The organism is Mycolicibacterium sp. XJ1819 (assembly GCF_053483675.1).
Genome location: NZ_JBEFST010000002.1, coordinates 276829 through 294763, shown reverse-complemented (window position 1 = coordinate 294763; position 17935 = coordinate 276829). Strand labels below are relative to the sequence as shown.

The window sequence follows — 17935 nt, the reverse complement described above, 5'->3', positions numbered from 1 at the left end:
AGAGTAAGAAGGGTGGGTACTATGGGTTCTATGGCTAGTGATACCCGCCGACGGGTCGCCATTCTCGGCGGCAACCGAATTCCTTTCGCACGGTCGGACGGCGCCTATGCAAACGCCTCCAACCAGGACATGTTCACCGCGGCACTGGGTGGGCTGATCGACCGGTTCAACCTCGACGGCCAGAGACTCGGGGCGGTCATCGGCGGCGCGGTGCTCAAACACAGCCGCGACTTCAACCTGATGCGCGAGTGCGTGCTGGGCAGCGCGCTGTCGTCATCGACCCCCGCATTCGACATCCAGCAGGCGTGTGGCACCGGTCTGCAGGCCGCCATCGCCGCGGCCGACGGCATCTCGGCCGGCCGTTACGAGGTCGCAGCCGCCGGCGGGGTGGACACCACCTCGGACGCCCCGATCGCGTTCGGCGACGACTTCCGGCGGGTGCTGCTGGGCCTGCGCCGGGCAAAGTCCAACGTCGAGCGGCTCAAACTGGTCGGCAAGCTGCCGGCGTCGCTGGGCGTGGAGATCCCCGTCAACAGCGAACCGCGCACCGGCATGTCGATGGGCGAGCACGCCGCGGTCACCGCCAAGGAGATGGGCATCAAGCGCACCGACCAGGACGAACTCGCCGCGGCAAGCCATCGCAACATGGCCGCCGCCTACGACCGGGGATTCTTCGACGACCTGGTGACGCCGTTCTTGGGCCTGTACCGCGACAACAACCTGAGGCCGGACTCCTCGGCGGAGAAGCTGGCCACCCTCAAGCCCGTCTTCGGCGCGAAACAGGGTGACGCGACGATGACCGCAGGCAACTCGACGCCGCTGACCGACGGCGCCTCGGTCGCGCTGCTGGCCACCGAGGAGTGGGCCGCCGCGCACTCGATCGAACCGCTGGCGTACTTCGTCGACGCCGAGACCGCGGCCGTCGATTACGTCAACGGCCGCGACGGTCTGCTGATGGCGCCCACCTACGCGGTGCCGCGGCTGTTGGCGCGAAACGGCCTGAGCCTGCAGGACTTCGACTTCTACGAGATCCACGAGGCATTCGCATCGGTGGTGCTCGCCCACCTGCAGGCGTGGGAGTCCGAGGAGTACTGCAAGGAACGGCTGGGTCTGGACAAGGCGCTCGGCCCGATCGACCGGTCCAGGCTCAACGTCAACGGCTCGTCGATCGCCGCGGGGCATCCGTTCGCGGCCACCGGCGGGCGCATCGTCGCGCAACTGGCCAAGCAGCTCAGCGACAAGAAGAAGGAGACCGGCAAGCCGGTGCGCGGGCTCATCTCGATCTGCGCGGCCGGCGGCCAGGGCGTCGCGGCGATCCTCGAAGCCTGATTTTGGCGATCCTGTAACGGCGGCGACGGGTCCGTCGATACACCGGTTAGCTCCGTATTGGCGTCTGACCCCCCGACCCGACGTCAATACGGGGCTCTTACTTCTTCGCGCCGGATGCTTCGATGGACGGTATGCAGATAAGCCTCACCGTCCTCGGTATGCCCACCGGCGACCCTTCCCCGGTCGACGCGCTGGTGGGGGAGCTCGCGCAGCTGCGCGACGAGGGGTTGCGCCGAGTGTGGATGGCGCAGCTGCCCTACGACATCGACCTGCCCGCCGTGTTCGCGGTGGCGTTTCGTGAGGTCGACGGGCTCGAATTGGGCTCCGGTGTCATCCCCATCCAGGTGCAGCACCCGATGCAGCTCGCGCAACGCGCCCTGACGCTCTCGCTGATCAGCGGCGGCCGGTTCACGCTGGGCATCGGGATGAGCCACCGCATCGTCGCCGAAGGGGTGTGGGGCGCGTCCTGGGACAAGCCGGTGCGCCAGATGCGCGAATACCTCGACGGCCTGCAACCACTGCTCGAGGGGCAGCCTGCCGACGCGACTGGCGAGTTCTGGACCACCCGGGGGTCGCTGCAGCTGCCGGGGGTGGCGGCCCCGCAGGTCTACCTCGCCGCGCTCGGTCCCCAGATGCTGCGCCTGGCCGGACGCCGCACCGCGGGGACCCTGACGTGGATGACCGGACCCACGACGCTGGCCGAGCACGTCGCGCCGACGCTGCGCCAGGCTGCCGCCGACGCGGGCCGGCCCGAGGACGCTGTGCGGGTGGCGGCGTCGCTGCCGGTCAGCGTGACCGACGACGTCGACCGCGCCCGCGCCCAGGCCGCCGACCAGTTCGCGATCTACGGGCAATTGCCGTCTTACCGCGCGATGCTCGATCGGGAAGGCTATGCCGGGCCGCAGGACGCGGCGATCATCGGCGACGAGCGAACGGTGTCCGATCGCCTCGACGAACTGGCCGCCGCCGGTGTCGACGAATTCGCGGCGGTGATCTTCGATGCCGACCCGGAGATCCGGGCGCGCACCCGCGCGCTGTTGCGGGCCAAAGACGCCTGAAATTGGCTCTGGTGTCGGCTCGGCGGCGGGCGTAGCATCGAGAGCACGACGGGTTCGGGAGTGACTGATCCAAAGAACCGGCATCAGGGTTGAAAGCCGGGCGCGCGAGATTAAAAGTGACGCACCTGAGTGTCCTCCCGAACCCGCCTTTTTGTTGGCGGCTCAAGCTATTCGCTGTCGAGCACACCGCCCGTGCGGCCGTTGCCGATCTTGACTCGAGGCGTTGCGCTCCCCCCGGTGTCGATGTCCGGCATGCCGGTGGGCATCGAGGGCGCCGAGGAAGAAGCTGATCGGCCGGTCGGTGGGCCGGCGCTGCCGGCCCGCATCTCGGTCAATGTCACATCCGGGACGGGTTGCGGTGCGGCGGAAGGACTCTCGTCTGGGCCGACGTTGGCCGGGTGAGTCGCCGCGCGGGCACTGCCGATCGGCCGTTTCGGACCGGTGATCGGCGGCAGGTATCCAGGCGGGACTCCGGTGGCGTACGCCTCGGCCCACCCCAGCACGTTGGTGGTGTAGGGCATCGAGTTGTTGTAGCGCAACACCGCGGTGATCAGCTGGGACCGGTCGCGCAGGTCCAGACCTCCGCTGCACAGGTAGCGGGCGGCCGCCAGGGTGGCGTCGAACAGATTCTGCGGATCGACCATCCCGTCGCCGTTACCGTCGGCCGCATAGTGGGTCCAGGTGCTGGACAGGAACTGCATCGGACCCATCGCCCGCGCGTACACTGGGTGGCCGTCGTAGCGGCCGGCGACGATGATCTCGTTGCCGGGCAGGGAGCCGTCGAGCGCCGGGCCGAAGATGGGCTCTACCGCCGTGCCGCGATCGTCGGCCTTGCCACCGCTCGCGTGCCGCGATTCGATCTGCCCGATCCCGGCCAGCAGGTTCCAGCTGACACCGCAGCCCGGCTCGGTCCGCGCCATCAGGCCGTCGGCATTGCGGTACGCGGTCAGCGCGATCGCGGGGATGTGCAGGGTGCCGGGTGCGCTGACGGCGGCGGGCGGCGGAGGCCCGACGACATGCGAAACGGTCGCAGGACCCTCTGGATGCACCGCGGCCGAGGGGCCGTCCGGAACAACAGGCTGCGGCGCGACGGCAGCCAAGGGTCGGACATCCAGATCGTCGTGCACGGCCACGATCAGACTCGGCGCGGTCGCGACGGCGCTCGTCAGAACGATTCGGGCCAGCACGCCCACGCCGGCGACCGGGGTGCGTGCGGCCCAGCCGACAAGGCGACGAATCCGCTCTGTCTGCACTGGCCTCGTCCTCGTCGTCGCGATATTCGGCCCCATCATAGGTTCTGCCGTTCCGCACGACGGCGAGTGTTGGCTTGTGTTACGCCAATTCGAGCAGAGGGTGACACAACCCGACGTTCGACAGCCGTACAACGCAAGAAACCCCCGGGAAGAGTCCGGGGGTTTCTTGGTTACGCGGTAAGGCCTAGAACCTTAGAACGCCGCCTCGTCGAGTTCCATCACCTCGTTGTCGAGGTTCTCGATGACCTGGCGGGTGCTGGTCAGCAGCGGCAGGAAGTTCTTCGCGAAGAACGACGCCGTGGCGACCTTGCCCTCGTAGTAGGCGCGGTCGTTGTCGGCAGGGCCGCGATCCAGCGCGTCGAGCGCCACCGCCGCCTGCTTGGCCAGTAGCCAGCCGATGAGCAGGTCGCCCACGCTCATCAGGAAGCGCACCGAACCCAGGCCGACCTTGTACAGCTCGGTCGGGTTCTCCTGCGCCGCCATCAGATAGCCGGTCAGCGAGGCCGCCATGCCCTGGACATCCTCCAGCGCGGTGGCCAGCAGCGCACGCTCGGCCTTCAGCCGACCGTTGCCCGCCTCGTTCTTGACGAACTGTTCGATCTCGGCGGCCACGTGCGCCAGCGCCACACCCTTGTCGCGGACGATCTTGCGGAAGAAGAAGTCCTGCGCCTGGATGGCGGTGGTGCCCTCGTAGAGCGAGTCGATCTTGGCGTCGCGGATGTACTGCTCGATCGGGTAGTCCTGCAGGAAGCCCGATCCACCGAGCGTCTGCAGGCTCTCGGTCAGCTTCGCGTAGGCCTGCTCCGAGCCCACGCCCTTGACGATGGGCAGCAGCAGGTCGTTGACCCGAACGGCCACGTCGGCGTCGACGTCATGGACGGCCTTGGCCACCACGTCGTCCTGGAAGGTCGCGGTGTAGAGGTACAGCGCGCGCAGACCCTCGGCGTAGGCCTTCTGGGTCATCAGCGACCGACGCACGTCCGGGTGATGGGTGATCGTCACGCGCGGTGCGGTCTTGTCGGTCATCTGGGTCATATCGGCGCCCTGGACACGCTCCTTGGCGTACTCCAACGCGTTGAGGTAGCCCGTCGACAGCGTCGCGATGGCCTTGGTGCCGACCATCATTCGGGCCTGCTCGATGACCTCGAACATCTGCTTGATCCCGTCGTGCACCTCGCCGACGAGCCAGCCCTTGGCGGGCACACCGTGCTGACCGAACGCCAGCTCACAGGTGGCCGAGACCTTCAGGCCCATCTTGTGCTCGACGTTGGTGACGAACACGCCGTTGCGCTCGCCGGGCTCGCCGGTCTCGAAGTCGAACAGGAATTTGGGCACGATGAACAGCGACAGTCCCTTGGTGCCCGGGCCTGCGCCCTCGGGGCGGGCCAGCACCAGGTGCATGATGTTCTCGCCGAGGTCGTCGGCGTCACCGGAGGTGATGAAGCGCTTCACCCCGTCGATGTGCCACGAACCGTCGTCCTGTTGGACGGCCTTGGTACGGCCGGCGCCGACGTCGGAGCCGGCGTCGGGTTCGGTGAGAACCATGGTCGACGTCCAGCCGCGCTCGGCGGCGAGGATCGCCCACTTCTTCTGCTCCTCGGTCGCGAGGTTGTAGAAGATCTGGGCGAAGCCCGCGCCCATGCCGTACATGTAGACGGCCGGGTTGGCGCCGAGGATGTGCTCGACGAGCGCCCACTGCAGCGCACGCGGCATCGGCATACCGCCGAGTTCCTCGTTGATGGCGATCTTGTCCCAGCCGCCCTCGATGTAGGCGCGGACGGACTTCTTGAAGGACTCCGGCAGCTTGACGGAGTGGGTTTCGGGGTCGAACACCGGCGGGTTGCGGTCCGCGTCGGCGAACGACTCGGCGATCGGCCCCTCGGCCAGCCGAGCGATCTCGCCGAGCATCTCACGAGCGGTGTCGGCGTCCAGATCGGCATAGGCACCCTCACCAAGGGCCTTGTCTACTCCGAAGACCTCGAACAGATTGAATACCTGGTCACGAACGTTGCTCTTATAGTGGCTCACAGTTCCTCCTCGTCGAGACGGCCACCTTGGTTGGGTACTTTTGGCTAAGTTACCCACCAGTAACTGCGCCAAACTATACCGCTCGGTAACTTCAACACCAAGCACACCCGGGCAATTTCCATCCGCTAACCAACCCGGTGGTTGGTGGTGCCGCATAACTGCAGTTGACAGGTGTAAATTTCGGCCGGGCGAGGCGCTGTGACAATGGTCACCACCGCCCCGGATAGGGTGTTCGCGTGCTTCGTGTCGCGGTGTGGGGAACAGGAAATATGGGGGCGGCGGCGATCCGGAGCGCGGTGGCGTTCCCCGGGCTCGAACTGACCGGGGTGATCACGTCGTCACCGGACAAGCACGGACAGGATGCCGCGTCGTTCGCGCACCTGGACGGTCCCACCGGGGTGGCGGCGACGATCGACGTCGGCGCGGGCCTGGCCGGCTGCGACGCCGTGGCCTACATGGCCTCCGGCGACATCCGGCCCGATGACGCCGTGGCAGACATCGAACGATGCCTGCGCGCCGGAAAGCACGTGGTGACGCCGTCGCTGTACTCGCTGTACGACCCGCGCTCGGCCCCGCCGGACTGGGTGGACCGCCTCACCCGAGCGGCCGAAGAGGGCAACTCCACGCTGCTGGTCAGCGGCGTGGACCCGGGTTGGGGCAACGACGCGCTCGCGGTGATCGCGGCCGGATTGTGCACGCGCATCAAGACGATCCGCTGCCAGGAGATCTTCGACTACTCGACCTACAACCAACCGTTCGCCGTGAAGGTGTCCTGCGGCTTCGGCGGGTCGATGGACGAGACGCCGATGATGCTGCTCCCGTCGATCCCCACCATGGTGTGGGGCGGCAACATCCGATTGGTCGGCCGCAACCTCGGTATGGAGATCGACGAGATCGCCGAGGAGGTCGAGCGCCTTCCCCTCGAGGAGTCCGTCGAGACCGTGATGGGCCGCTTCGAGAAGGGCACCCAGGGCGCCTTCTGGCTGAGGATCATCGGCAAGTCGGACGGGCAGGCGCGCATCGTCATCGACCACATCACCCGCATCCACGCGTCGTGCGCGCCGGACTGGCCCTATCCCGACGAGGGGGTGGGGGACCACCGGGTGATCATCGACGGCGATCCCGTGCTGACCATCACGACGCGCGCCGACGTGCCGGGCGGCACGCGCGCCGACGGCGGCAACACCACCGCCGCGAACCGCCTTCTCGGCGCGCTGGGGTGGCTGGCCGACCAGAAACCCGGCATCTACGACGGGCTCGACGTGCCGCTGCAGTCGCCGCTGCCGCCCGAGGTACAGGCGCAGCGCTGGGTCTAGTCGGCCGGTTCGCCGGAGGGCAACTGCCCGACCAGATACTCAGCGAGTCCGCCGATGGTCGGATAGTCGAACACCGCGGTCGCGTTGATCGTGAACGCCCCGCCGAACTGGCTGTGCAACCGGTTGCGCAACTCGATCGCCATCAGCGAATCCGTCCCCAGGTCGAGGAACCGACTGGTGGCCGCCGGTGGTTGTGCCAACCGCAGGAAGGTCTGCACCTCGCGTTGCAGGAACTCGGTCACGAAAGCGGCGCGCTGCGGCACCGGAATCTCCTGCAACTGGCGGAGCAACTCGCTGTCGCCGGTCGCCTCGCCGGCCGCGCTGGGCAACACCAGGTCGAGAATCGGTGGGCGGGCGGCGCCCAACAACTTCGCGGCGCGCTGCCAGTTGGCTTTGATGACGGTCGCCTGCCCGGTGCCGTTCGCGACCACCTCGGCGAGTGCGCTCAGCGCGGCCGACGGTTCCAGCGGCACCAGACCCTGCGCGCTGAGGTTGGCGCGCGCGGCCTCCGACGAGGCCATGCCGCCGTCGGCCCACGGGCCGAAGTTGATGCCCGTGGCCGGCAGACCCAGGGCCCTGCGTCGCGCGACCAGGCCGTCGAGCAGCGCATTGGCGGTCGCGTAGTTGGCCTGACCGGGCGATCCGAGAACGCTGGACACCGAGGAGGACACGATGAAGAAGTCCAGATCGTCATCCCTCGTCAGCCGGTCCAGGTGGCACGCACCGAAAGCCTTGGGCGCCAACGTGAGCTGGAATCGCTCCAGGCTCTGCTGGGCAAGCAGTGCATCGTCGAGCACCCCGGCCAGATGGGCCACCCCGGCGAGCGGCGGCAGTTCCGCGCGGATCCGCTCCAGCAGCGCCGCCACCGCGGACTCGTCGCCGACGTCGGCCGCAAAGGTGTGGATCCGGCACTTGTAGCGTTCGGTGATGTCGTCGATGGCGCGTTGGGTGTCCGCATCGGGGGTGCGACGGCTGGTCAGCACGATGTCGCCGGCCCCGAGTTGGGCCAGGTAGGCCGCGGTGTGCAGGCCGATGGCGCCCAGTCCGCCGGTGATCAGGTAGCTCCGATCCGCCTGCGGCTGCAGCGGATTGGGGATCTGCAGCACGATCTTGCCGATGTGTCGCGCTTGCTGCATGCGGCGGAATGCGGCTCTGGCCTCGGTCAGCGGATAGATCTCGGCGGGTAGTGGTGTCCACTGGCCGCCGGCCAACCCGTCGGACACCTCGGTCAGCAAGGTTCGGATGCGCTCGGGCTCCTGGAGGGTCACCGTGTCCAGCGCCACGATCTCGTAGGCGATGTCGGGGCGGGCGGCCGCCATCTGCTCAGGCGTCCAGATGTCGCGCTTGGCGATCTCGGCGAACCGACCGTTGTGGGCGGTGGCCCGCACGGTCGCTTCGACGAAGCCCTCGTTGGTCAGGCTGTTGAGCACCACGTCGACACCCGCGCCGCCGGTGTCGGCCAGAATCTGATCGGCGAAGTCCGTTGTGCGCGAGTCGTAGACGTACTTCACCCCCATCCTCTGTAGCGTCGCGCGCTTGTAGGTGCTGGCGGTCGCGAAGACGACGGCGCCGTGCTGCTGGGCCATCTGGATCGCGGCCAGTCCGACACCACCGCTGGCGGCGTGGATGAGCACCCGGTCACCGGGCTGCAACTGCGCCCAGTCGAACGCGAGTCGGGCAGTGAGTGCCGCGGCGGGGATGGTGGCCGCCGCAACCGGGCTCAGCCCGTCGGGCACCGTGGCCACCAACTGCGCGGGGACATTGAACCGGCTGGAGAACGCGCCCTGCATGAAACCGTAGACCCGCTGGCCCACGTGGAGTCCGGTGACGCCGTCTCCCAACTGCGTCACCGTGCCGGCGAAGTCGCCGCCGATCGGGCCGGGGTCACCCGGGTAGAGCCCGAGCACATTGAGCACGTCGCGGAAGTTCAGGCCCGCGGCCTCCACGCGGACCTGCACGTAACCCTCGGCGGGCGCGGGCACATCCGTCTCGGTCAGGCGCAGGTTGTCGATCGCGCCGCGTTCGGTGGGCGCCAGGGTGTAGTCGCCTCCGCGTGGCACCGTGAGGTGACCGCTGCGCGCCCATGGCAACAGCCGCGACGTCAGCAGCTTTCCCTGGCGCAGCGCGAGTTCCGGTTCGTCCACCGGGGTTTCCAGCAGATCCGCCAGCACCTGGACGGCCTCCTGCGAGCCGTCGCAGTCGACCAGGCGGCAGCGCAGCGCGGGTTCCTCGTTGATCGTGGTACGCCCGAATCCCCACAACGCGGCCTGCACCGGGTCGACCGGTTCGCCGGACTCGGTGGCGACCGCGCGCTCGGTGACGATCCACAGCCCGCCGGGCAGCTTCAGCTCGCCACCGGCCACCGCGTGCACCGTGCTGAGCAGGTTGGCGATCTCGGCCTCGATTCGCGCGGCGGCAGCGTCGCTCGACTCGTCGGGCCGCGGTGCCGCCGCGCGCCACACCACGCCGGAGAACGCCATCCCCCGCGAGTGGGCATCAGCCAGCAGCGGTCCCAGTAGTTCGGAATCGCCGGCCCGGTCCACCGACACGCAACCGGCCACGGCGGCGGCCAGTTCGTCGAATCCGGCGATCAGCCAGGTCCCGCCGGCACCGGCATCGGGCGCTGGGAGCGGCACCTCGTGCCAACCGACGGTGTGCAGCAGACGGGTGGCGTCGCCACCGAGGCCACGCAGCAGCGCTTCTCGCGGTGCGCGCTTCACCGTGAACTCCCGAATACCGCCGAGCTGGTGACCATCTCGACTGACGAACTCGAGATCGAAGACCTGGGTCTCGCTGTCCAGTGGGCCGCTGTGCCATTTGGCGCGACAGTAGAACCGGCGAGGCATCTTCTCCCGCAGCGTCACCTGCCCGTACCGCAACGGCAGGAACAGATCGCTGACGCCCTGTTCGGCCGCGACAAGCGCAGGGAACGCCGGGAACGCCACCCCGGTGCACAGGTCCATCAGCACCGGGTGCATGGGCTCGGTCCCGAGTTGTTCGGTGAGTTCTTCGCCGACGACGACGTCGCCGATCGCCTCACCGTCGCCGAGCCACAGCGACTTCAGGGAACCCGACCACGTCGGCCCCCACGCCAGTTCCATGTCGGCGAACGTCTCGAACAGGTCCTGCGGGCGCATCCGGGTGCACCGTTCGAGCGCCTCGTCGACGGGTTCGGATTCGTCGGCGGTGTCGGTCGAGCCGCTGACCACGGTGCCGTCGGCATTCAACGACCAGTCCGCGGCGCGTTCACCGTACGGCCGGCTGTGCACCTGGAAGCGCCACTCGCCGTCGACCTCCTGCGGATGCAACGTCAGCTGCACCTCACGAGAACTCTTCTCGGGCAGGATGATCGGTTCGTAGAAGAACACGTCCTTCACGCTTGCCGGGGTGCCGACCGCAGCCAACGCCATCGCCGCATACGTGGCGCCGGGGACGACGACGGTGCCGTAGATGACATGGTCGCAGAGCCACGGTTGCGACTTGACGGACAACCTGCTGGTGTAGACCGTGTCGCCGGACGCCAGGTCCTTTGCGCTGCCGAGGATCCCGGACACCGCGGGACCGTCGACGGCGATATTGGACGTTCTCGGCCAGAACCGGCGCCGCTGGAATGGGTAGGTGGGAAGTTCCAGCACGCGACGGCGCCGGCGATGCAGCGCAGCGAAATCGGGCTGGTGCCCGCCGACGTAGGCGGCGGCCAGCGCGTCGGCGATCTGACGCCGATCGCCAACCCCCCTGCGCAGCGAGACGATCGCGCGCGGCGCGGCCAGGTGCTCCGGCCAGACCTGCACCGCGGCCCCGGTCAGCACCGGTTGCGGTCCGATCTCCATCAGGACCGAACAGCCCAGCGCCGCCACGGTGCGCACGCTCTCGGCGAACTGCACCGGTTGGCGGGAATGCCGCCGCCAGTACGGCGCATCCAGCGGATGTTGCGCGGTCAGTACGGCACCGGTCCGGTTGCACACCAACGGCAACGTCGGCGCGGCGAACTCGAATTGCGCAGCGTAGGACTCGAACTCGTCGAGAACCGGGTCCAACAGTTCGGAATGGAAGGCGTGGCTGGTCTCCAGCCACGTGCAGCGGATGCCGTCGTCGGAGAACCTGGCCACGATCTGCTCGAGATCGTCACCGCGGCCGGACAGCACGGTGTTGGGGCCGTTGTAGGCGCCGACCGACACCCGCGGGAACTCGCTCGCGATCTCCTCGATCTGCTTGGCGTCGGAGAAGATCGCCACCATCCGGCCACCTTCGGGCAAGCTGCCGAACATCCGTCCGCGTTCGGCCATCAGTCGTGCACCGTCTTCGAGACTGAACACTCCGGCCACACAGGCCGCCGCGTACTGGCCGACGCTGTGCCCCAGCACCACATCGGGTGTGACGCCCCAGGACTGCCACAGCTGGGCCAGACCCATCTCGACGGCGAAAAGGGCGGGCTGCGCATACGACGTGTGCCGCAACCGCTCACCGGACTCCCGGTCGTCGGTGAAGAGCACCTCCAGCAGCGGCTGCGGCAGCATGTCCTCGACGGCGGCCGCGCAACGCCGCACGGTATCGGCGAAAACGGGTTCAGCGTCGAACAATTCACGCGCCATACCCGGATACTGGCTGCCCTGCCCGGTGAACAACCAGGCGGTGGTCGGCGGATGGGTGTGTTCGCCGCGAAGGACGCCCGGTCGCGTGCGGTTCTCGGCGAGGTCGGCCAGCCCCTGGCGGGCCGCGTCGACCGAATCCACCACCAGCGCGGCGCGGTGCTCGAAATGCGAACGGCCGGTACCTGCGGTGCGGCAGACGTCGGCAACGTCGACGCTCGGGTTGGCGTCCAACCAGGCGTCGTAACTTCGCGCCAGCGCCATCAGCGCCTCCGGTGAGCGGGCCGACAGCGGCAGCACGTGCGCGGACTCGCCGGAGGCGTCGGGCTCGGCGGCGTCTTCGCCTGCCGCACCGGCCGGTTGGGCCGGTGCTTCCTCGATCAGCACATGCGCGTTGGTCCCGGTGAAGCCGAACGAACTCACCCCGGCACGCCGGGGCCTGCCGTTGGTCTGCCACGGCAGCGTCTTGTCCACGACCCGTACCGGCAGCGAGTCCCACGGGATGTGCGGCGACGGATTGTCGAAGTGCAGGCTCTGCGGCAGCAGCCCGTGTTGCAGCGACAACACGACCTTGATCAGGCCGGCGGCCCCGGATGCCGACTCGAGGTGACCGATGTTGGTCTTCACCGATCCCATCAGCAGCGGCCGGTCGGCCTCGCGCGAGCCGCCGTAGGCGGCCGCGGCGGCCTGAACCTCGATCGGATCACCCAGCGGCGTGCCGGTTCCGTGCGCCTCGAGGTAGTCGACGTCCCCGCCGGTCAGCCCGGCACGCGTCAGAGTCTCCTCGATAAGCCGTTGCTGTGCACCGCCATTGGGCACGGTGAGACCGCTGGAGGCGCCGTCCTGGTTCACCGAGCTGGCGGGGATGACGGCGGCGACCCGGTCGCCGTCACGCAGCGCGTCGCCCAGTCTCTTGAGCACCAGGATCCCGCAGCCTTCGCCGCGCACATAACCGTCGGCAGACGCGTCGAACGTCTTGCACCGGCCCGCGGGCGACAGCATCCGCGCGCGGGAGGCGGCAACCGTGGTCACCGGGCTGAGCAATACGTTCACCCCGCCGGCCAACGCCAGATCGCAGTCACCGGAGTGCAACGCCTGGCACGCCTGGTGCACCGCCACCAACGCCGAACTGCACGCGGTGTCGACCGCGACCGCGGGTCCCTCCAGACCCAGCGCGAACGCGACCCGACCCGAGATGGCGTTGAGCGCGTTGCCGGTGATGAAGTGGGGTTCGATCTTGTCGATCGACTCGGCCGACAGCAGATGGGCGTACTCGTTGGCGGCCACGCCGGTGAATATCCCGGTGCGGCTGCCGCGCAACTCGGCGGCCGAGAGCCCGGCCCGTTCCAACGCCTCCCATACCGTCTCGAGCATCAACCGCTGCTGCGGTTCGATCCACACCGCCTCGCGCGGCGAGATGCCGAAGAATTCGGGGTCGAATCCGTCGACGCCGTCGAGGAATCCGCCGAATCGTGTGTAGGTCTTGCCCGGCGTCTCCGGATCGGGATCGTAGAACTCGTCGATGTCGAAGCGGTCCTCCGGGACCTCACGGATCGCGTCGACGCCACCCGCCAGCACCTCCCAGAACGCCTCGGGGTCGGGCGCGCCGGGGAAGCGGCACGACACCGCGACGATGGCGATGGGTTCGTCGGTGCGCGGCGTGGCCGAGACCGCCTGCGCTAGCCCGGCCTCTTCGGGGGCCTGCACCGCGAGCCCCAGCACATCGCCGAGCAGATAGTCGGCGGCATCGGACAGCCGGGGGTGGTCCATCACCAGGGTGACCGGGATCTGGAGGCCCAGCCCCTGTTCGAGGCGGCGCCGGAGTTCCACGGCCATCAGCGAATCCATGCCGAGGTCGAAGAACCCGGCCTCCTCGCGGATCTCGGCGGTGTCCACCCGCGTCACCTCGGCGACCGCGCTGCGCAGGTGCTCGGTCAGCAGCCGCTTACGCTGCCGCACCGGAGCGTTCGCCAGCCGCTCGACCAATGGGGTCCGCCCGGACGACGTCGCCCCTGCCGTCGAGGCCGCCTCGGTGGGCACCTCCTGCTCCAACTCCGCCAGGAACGCGCGTCGCCCGGCTTGCTGGTAGAGCGGAAGGAAACGGGCCCAGTCGATCCGGGCCACCACACCTTGTGGGTGTGTCTCGGAGGCCGCGACGGCGGCGGCAAGGCCCGCCAGCGCGTCGGCGGGTGCCAGCGTCTGGACCCCGCGTTGGTCCAGCCGAGCGCGGGACTCCGCATCGGCCATGCCCGCCGACCAGGGACCGAAGTTGACACTGACCCCGGCGATGCCCTGCTCGCGCAGGCGCCAGGCCATGCCGTCGAGGAACGCGTTCGCCGCGCCGTAGGCCGTCTGACCGAAGCCACCCCACACCGAAGCGATCGAGGAGGTGCTGATGAAGAAGTCGAGCGCCAGATCGATCGCCGCTTCACTCAAATGCCAAGCGCCCCAGACCTTGCCGGCAAACACCCGATCGACCTCGGCGTCGTCGGAGGAGCTCAGCGCAGTGGTGCCGATCTCACCTGCGGCGTGTACGATGCCGGCCAGCGGCGGCATCGCGGCCGATATGTCCGCAAGCAGGCGGGTGACGTCGTGCGCATCCGCGACATCGGCGGTGACCACCCGGACTTCGCAGGCGTGCTGTTCGCGCAGCGTGTCGATGCGCTGCTGCACGGCATCGTCGGGCGAGCGGCGACTGGTCAGCACCAGATGCCCGGCACCGTGCGCGGCCAGGTACCCGGCGATTTCTGAGCCCAGCGCACCGAGTCCGCCGGTCACCAGATACGTTGCGTCCTTACGCAACTGCAAGGGTGCGGCGCTGGGCGGCTCGGTCGGCCGAACCAACCGGGGAACGTAGACCGCCTGACCTCGCAACGCGATCTGGTCTTCTCTGATGTCGGAGTCGCGCGGCGCCGCGATCCGGTCGACGAGCCCAGACCATTCGTCGGCGGTGCCGTCGGCCAGATCCGCCAGCCCGCCCCACACCAGCGGAAGCTCCAGCGACGCGGCCCGGCCGAATCCCCACAGGCAACTCTGCTCCGGGGCCACGGTGTCCGCGTCGGTGACCCGCTGGGCGCCGCGGGTGACCAACCAGATCGGACTGCGCAGGTCGGCAGCGACCGCGGCGCGAAAGAGCCGCCGCGTCGGGCCCATGATCCGGTGTTGCATCCGCAGCAGCGACCGCATCGACGGCGTGCCGGCATCGGTGTCCAGCGCCGCCACATGCACGATCCGCAGCGTCGAGTCATCCTGCGCCGCAGCGCGCAACGCGTCGGTGAGCCGGGTCTCGTCCGCATCGGACACCGGCAGTCCGACGATCTGGTGCTCGATGTCGCGTGCGGCGAGTGCCTCGGTCAGGGGGCCGATGGCATCGGTGTCGTCGCTGATGAGGATCCAGGTGGACTTCTCGCCGGTGCCGGACCCGCGAGCAGTGGCCTGCTCCCAGCGGATCCGATAGCGGTCGTCGGCGATCGATTGCGATGATCGCTGCTGATTATGTTGTGCGGCAAACCTGGTCAGCACGTCGAGCGTCTGCTGATCGCCGTCGGCGCCGTCGAGCAGGGCCGCGAGCTCCCCGATCCGGCCCTCCTCGAGCAGGCGGACGGCCTCGGTGCGCGCGGGCCCGCCGGCCGTGTCTCGGTCGGTGGCCGCATCGTCGTCGCGATCGCCGGTTTGGTTGTCGGAGAACCAGTACCGGCGGTGTTCGAACGGATAGGTGGGTAGATCGACCGTGCGCGCCCGGTCCTCTCCGAGAGCGGCGAAGTCAGGCAGGTGGCCCAGAACATAAGCGTCGGCTAGGGCTTCGGTGACCTGCCGGTGGTCGGCGGTGTTCCGGCGCAGCGACGCGATGGCCCGAGGCGCGGTGGTGGGGTCGGGCCATGCGGCCAGGGCAGCGGCGGTGAGTACCGGCCGTGGGCCGATCTCGAGTAACACCTTGCAGTTCATCTCGGCGAGCGTGTGCACGCTCTTGGCGAACTCCACCGGTTGGCGCGCATGCCGGCGCCAGTACGCGCCGTCGAGTTTCACGCCCCAGCCCAGCGCGGCGCCACTGCGGTTGTCGATCAAAATCCGTTGCGGGGGGTGGAATTGGAAACCCTGCGCGTACGACTCGAATTCGTCGAGGATCGGGTCGAGCAGCGCCGAATGGAATGCATGGCTGGTCTCCAGCCAGTCACACCGGACACCGGTTGCGCTCATCCTCGCCACTGCCGTTTCGAGATCGCCTGCGGGTCCGGACAATACGGTGTTGGCACCGTTGTAGGCCGCGACCGACAGGCTTGGGAACTCGTCGGCGAGGCTCTCGACACGTTCGGCGGCGGTGAACACGGCGACCATCCGCCCGGCGGCGGGCAGCGAGCCGAACAGGCGGCCGCGTTCGGCGATCAGTCGCGCACCGTCGTCGAGGCCGAAAACTCCAGCGACGCAGGCCGCCGAGTACTGCCCGACGCTGTGGCCGAGCACCACGTCGGGCTGGAAACCCCACGACTGCCAGAGGCGGGCCAGGCCCATCTCCACCGCGAACAGGGCGGGCTGCGCGTAAGTCGTCTGCCGCAGGAACTCGTCGGCATCGGGACTGTCCACGTCGAAAATCGCGTCGAGCAACGGCTTTTCGAGAATGTCTGCCACGGCGTGCGCGCAGTGCTTCATCGTCTCGGCGAACACCGGCTCGGTGTCGAACAACTCGCGTGCCATGCCGGGGTACTGGCTGCCCTGACCGGTGAACAGCCATGCGGTCTTGGGTGTGTCGTGGGATTCTGCGCGCAGGACACCCGGCGCCGGGCGATCGTCGGCGAGCGCGCCGAGCAGTTCGACGGCCTTGTCTGTCGAATTGGCCACCAACGCGGCCCGGTGCTCGAGATGGGCGCGCCCCGCGCCGGCGGTGAGACATATGTCGGCCAGGGTGGCGTCCGGGTTCTCGGCCAGCCAGCCACGGTAGTGACCGGCGAGCTGCACCAGGGCATCGGAGGTGCGCGCCGACAGCGGAAGGAGACGGAACCGCCCGTCGGGCTGGTCGCTTGGTACCGGTGGCTGCGACGCCGTCGGGGCCTCTTCGAGGATGACGTGGGCGTTGGTACCGGCGAAACCGAACGAGCTCACCCCCGCGACGAGGGGACGGCCGTGGCGGTCCCACGGCATGGTCTCCGTCACCACCTCGATCGGAAGTCGGTCCCATGGGATGTGCGGGGACGGGTCGGTGAAGTTGAGGTGCTTCGGCAGGGTCTGGTGTTCGAGGGCCAGGATGACCTTGATGACACCCGCGATCCCCGCGGCCGCTTCCAGGTGTCCGATGTTGGTCTTCGCCGACCCGATCAACAGCGGCCGATCGGCGTCCCGGCCGGCGCCGAGCACCTCACCGGCGGCCTGGGCCTCGATCGGGTCGCCCAGCGATGTCCCGGTGCCGTGCGCCTCGAGGTATCCGACGGCGTTGGGTTCGAGATCGGCGCGCTTGAGCGCGTCGGCGATAACCCGTTGCTGGGCAACGCCGTTGGGTACCGTCAGTCCACCCGACGCACCGTCCTGGTTGACGGCGCTGCCGCGGATGACGGCCCGGATCCGGTCACCGTCGCGGATGGCGTCCTCGAGCCGCTTGAGGACGACGACGCCACACCCCTCACCGCGCACATAGCCGTCGGCGGCCGCGTCGAACGTCTTGCACCGGCCGTCGGGCGCGAGCATGCGCGCCTGGGAGAAGGTGATCATGGTGGCCGGGGTGAGCAGCACGTTGGCGCCGCCGGCGAGCGCGAGGTCACATTCACCCAAGCGGAGCGCCTGACACGCCTGATGGATGGCCACCAACGACGAACTGCACGCCGTGTCGACCGCGACCGCGGGCCCCTGCAGCCCCAACCGGTAGCTGATCCGGCCCGCCGCCGCGGCGTTCGACGTTCCGATCGCCATGTAGGCCTCGATCTCGGCATACGTCAGCTGATCAGACACCATGCCCAGGTAGTCATGGGTGGCCAGACCCACGAAAACGCCGGTGTCGGTATCTGCCAGGGCTGCGGGCGACGTGCCCGAATGCTCCACCGCGCGCCAGGCCGTCTCCAGCAGGAGCCGGTGCTGCGGGTCCATCAATCGGGCCTCGCGCGCCGACATCCCGAAGAACGGGGCGTCAAAGCCCGAGGCGTCGTCGACGAAGCCCGCACGGCGGGTCACGACCTTGCCGGGCGCCCCGGGTTCCGGATCGAAGAACTCCTCGACGTTCCAGCGGTCGTCGGGCACCTCGGAGATCGCGTCCCGGCCGTCGCGCAGCAGGGTCCAGAAGGCGTCGGCGTCCGGAGCTCCCGGGAACCTCGCCGCGTATCCGACGACTGCGAAACGACCTGTCGATTCGTTCGGGTGTAAGGCGGATCCCATGCCGG

Annotated in this window: 6 protein-coding genes; 3 read left to right on the top strand and 3 right to left on the bottom strand. The window is 68.8% G+C overall.

What is annotated here, in order from left to right:
• The first annotated feature begins 30 nt into the window (after nucleotides 1–30).
• Together ABQE89_RS03240 and ABQE89_RS03235 are read left to right on the top strand one after the other, a co-directional pair.
• Nucleotides 31–1329 (top strand): acetyl-CoA C-acetyltransferase, encoded by a 1299-nt coding sequence (locus tag ABQE89_RS03240; protein WP_448414050.1) that lies wholly within the window; start codon nucleotides 31–33, stop codon nucleotides 1327–1329.
• A 131-nt stretch (nucleotides 1330–1460) separates the two neighbouring features.
• On the top strand, nucleotides 1461–2387 hold the full coding sequence (locus ABQE89_RS03235; RefSeq protein ID WP_448414207.1) for a TIGR03564 family F420-dependent LLM class oxidoreductase: 927 nt from the start codon (nucleotides 1461–1463) through the stop codon (nucleotides 2385–2387).
• 167 nt (nucleotides 2388–2554) lie between these two features.
• Here the strand turns inward: ABQE89_RS03235 and ABQE89_RS03230 are convergent, their stop codons facing one another.
• Nucleotides 2555–3640, bottom strand: coding sequence for a lytic transglycosylase domain-containing protein (locus tag ABQE89_RS03230; RefSeq protein WP_448414048.1), 1086 nt, complete (start codon nucleotides 3638–3640; stop codon nucleotides 2555–2557).
• Nucleotides 3641–3832: 192 nt separating this feature from the next.
• Nucleotides 3833–5668 (bottom strand): acyl-CoA dehydrogenase, encoded by a 1836-nt coding sequence (locus tag ABQE89_RS03225; protein ID WP_448414046.1) that lies wholly within the window; start codon nucleotides 5666–5668, stop codon nucleotides 3833–3835.
• A gap of 269 nt (nucleotides 5669–5937) precedes the next feature.
• Here ABQE89_RS03225 and ABQE89_RS03220 point away from each other — a divergent pair, with 269 nt between their 5' ends.
• Nucleotides 5938–6984, top strand: coding sequence for an NAD(P)H-dependent amine dehydrogenase family protein (locus ABQE89_RS03220; protein ID WP_448414205.1), 1047 nt, complete (start codon nucleotides 5938–5940; stop codon nucleotides 6982–6984).
• Here ABQE89_RS03220 and ABQE89_RS03215 read toward each other — a convergent pair.
• The gene (locus tag ABQE89_RS03215) at nucleotides 6981–17930 is read right to left on the bottom strand and encodes an SDR family NAD(P)-dependent oxidoreductase (protein WP_448414044.1); all 10950 of its coding nucleotides are present in this window, start codon (nucleotides 17928–17930) and stop codon (nucleotides 6981–6983) included. The genes ABQE89_RS03220 and ABQE89_RS03215 overlap by 4 nt on opposite strands.
• Nucleotides 17931–17935: the final 5 nt, after the last annotated feature.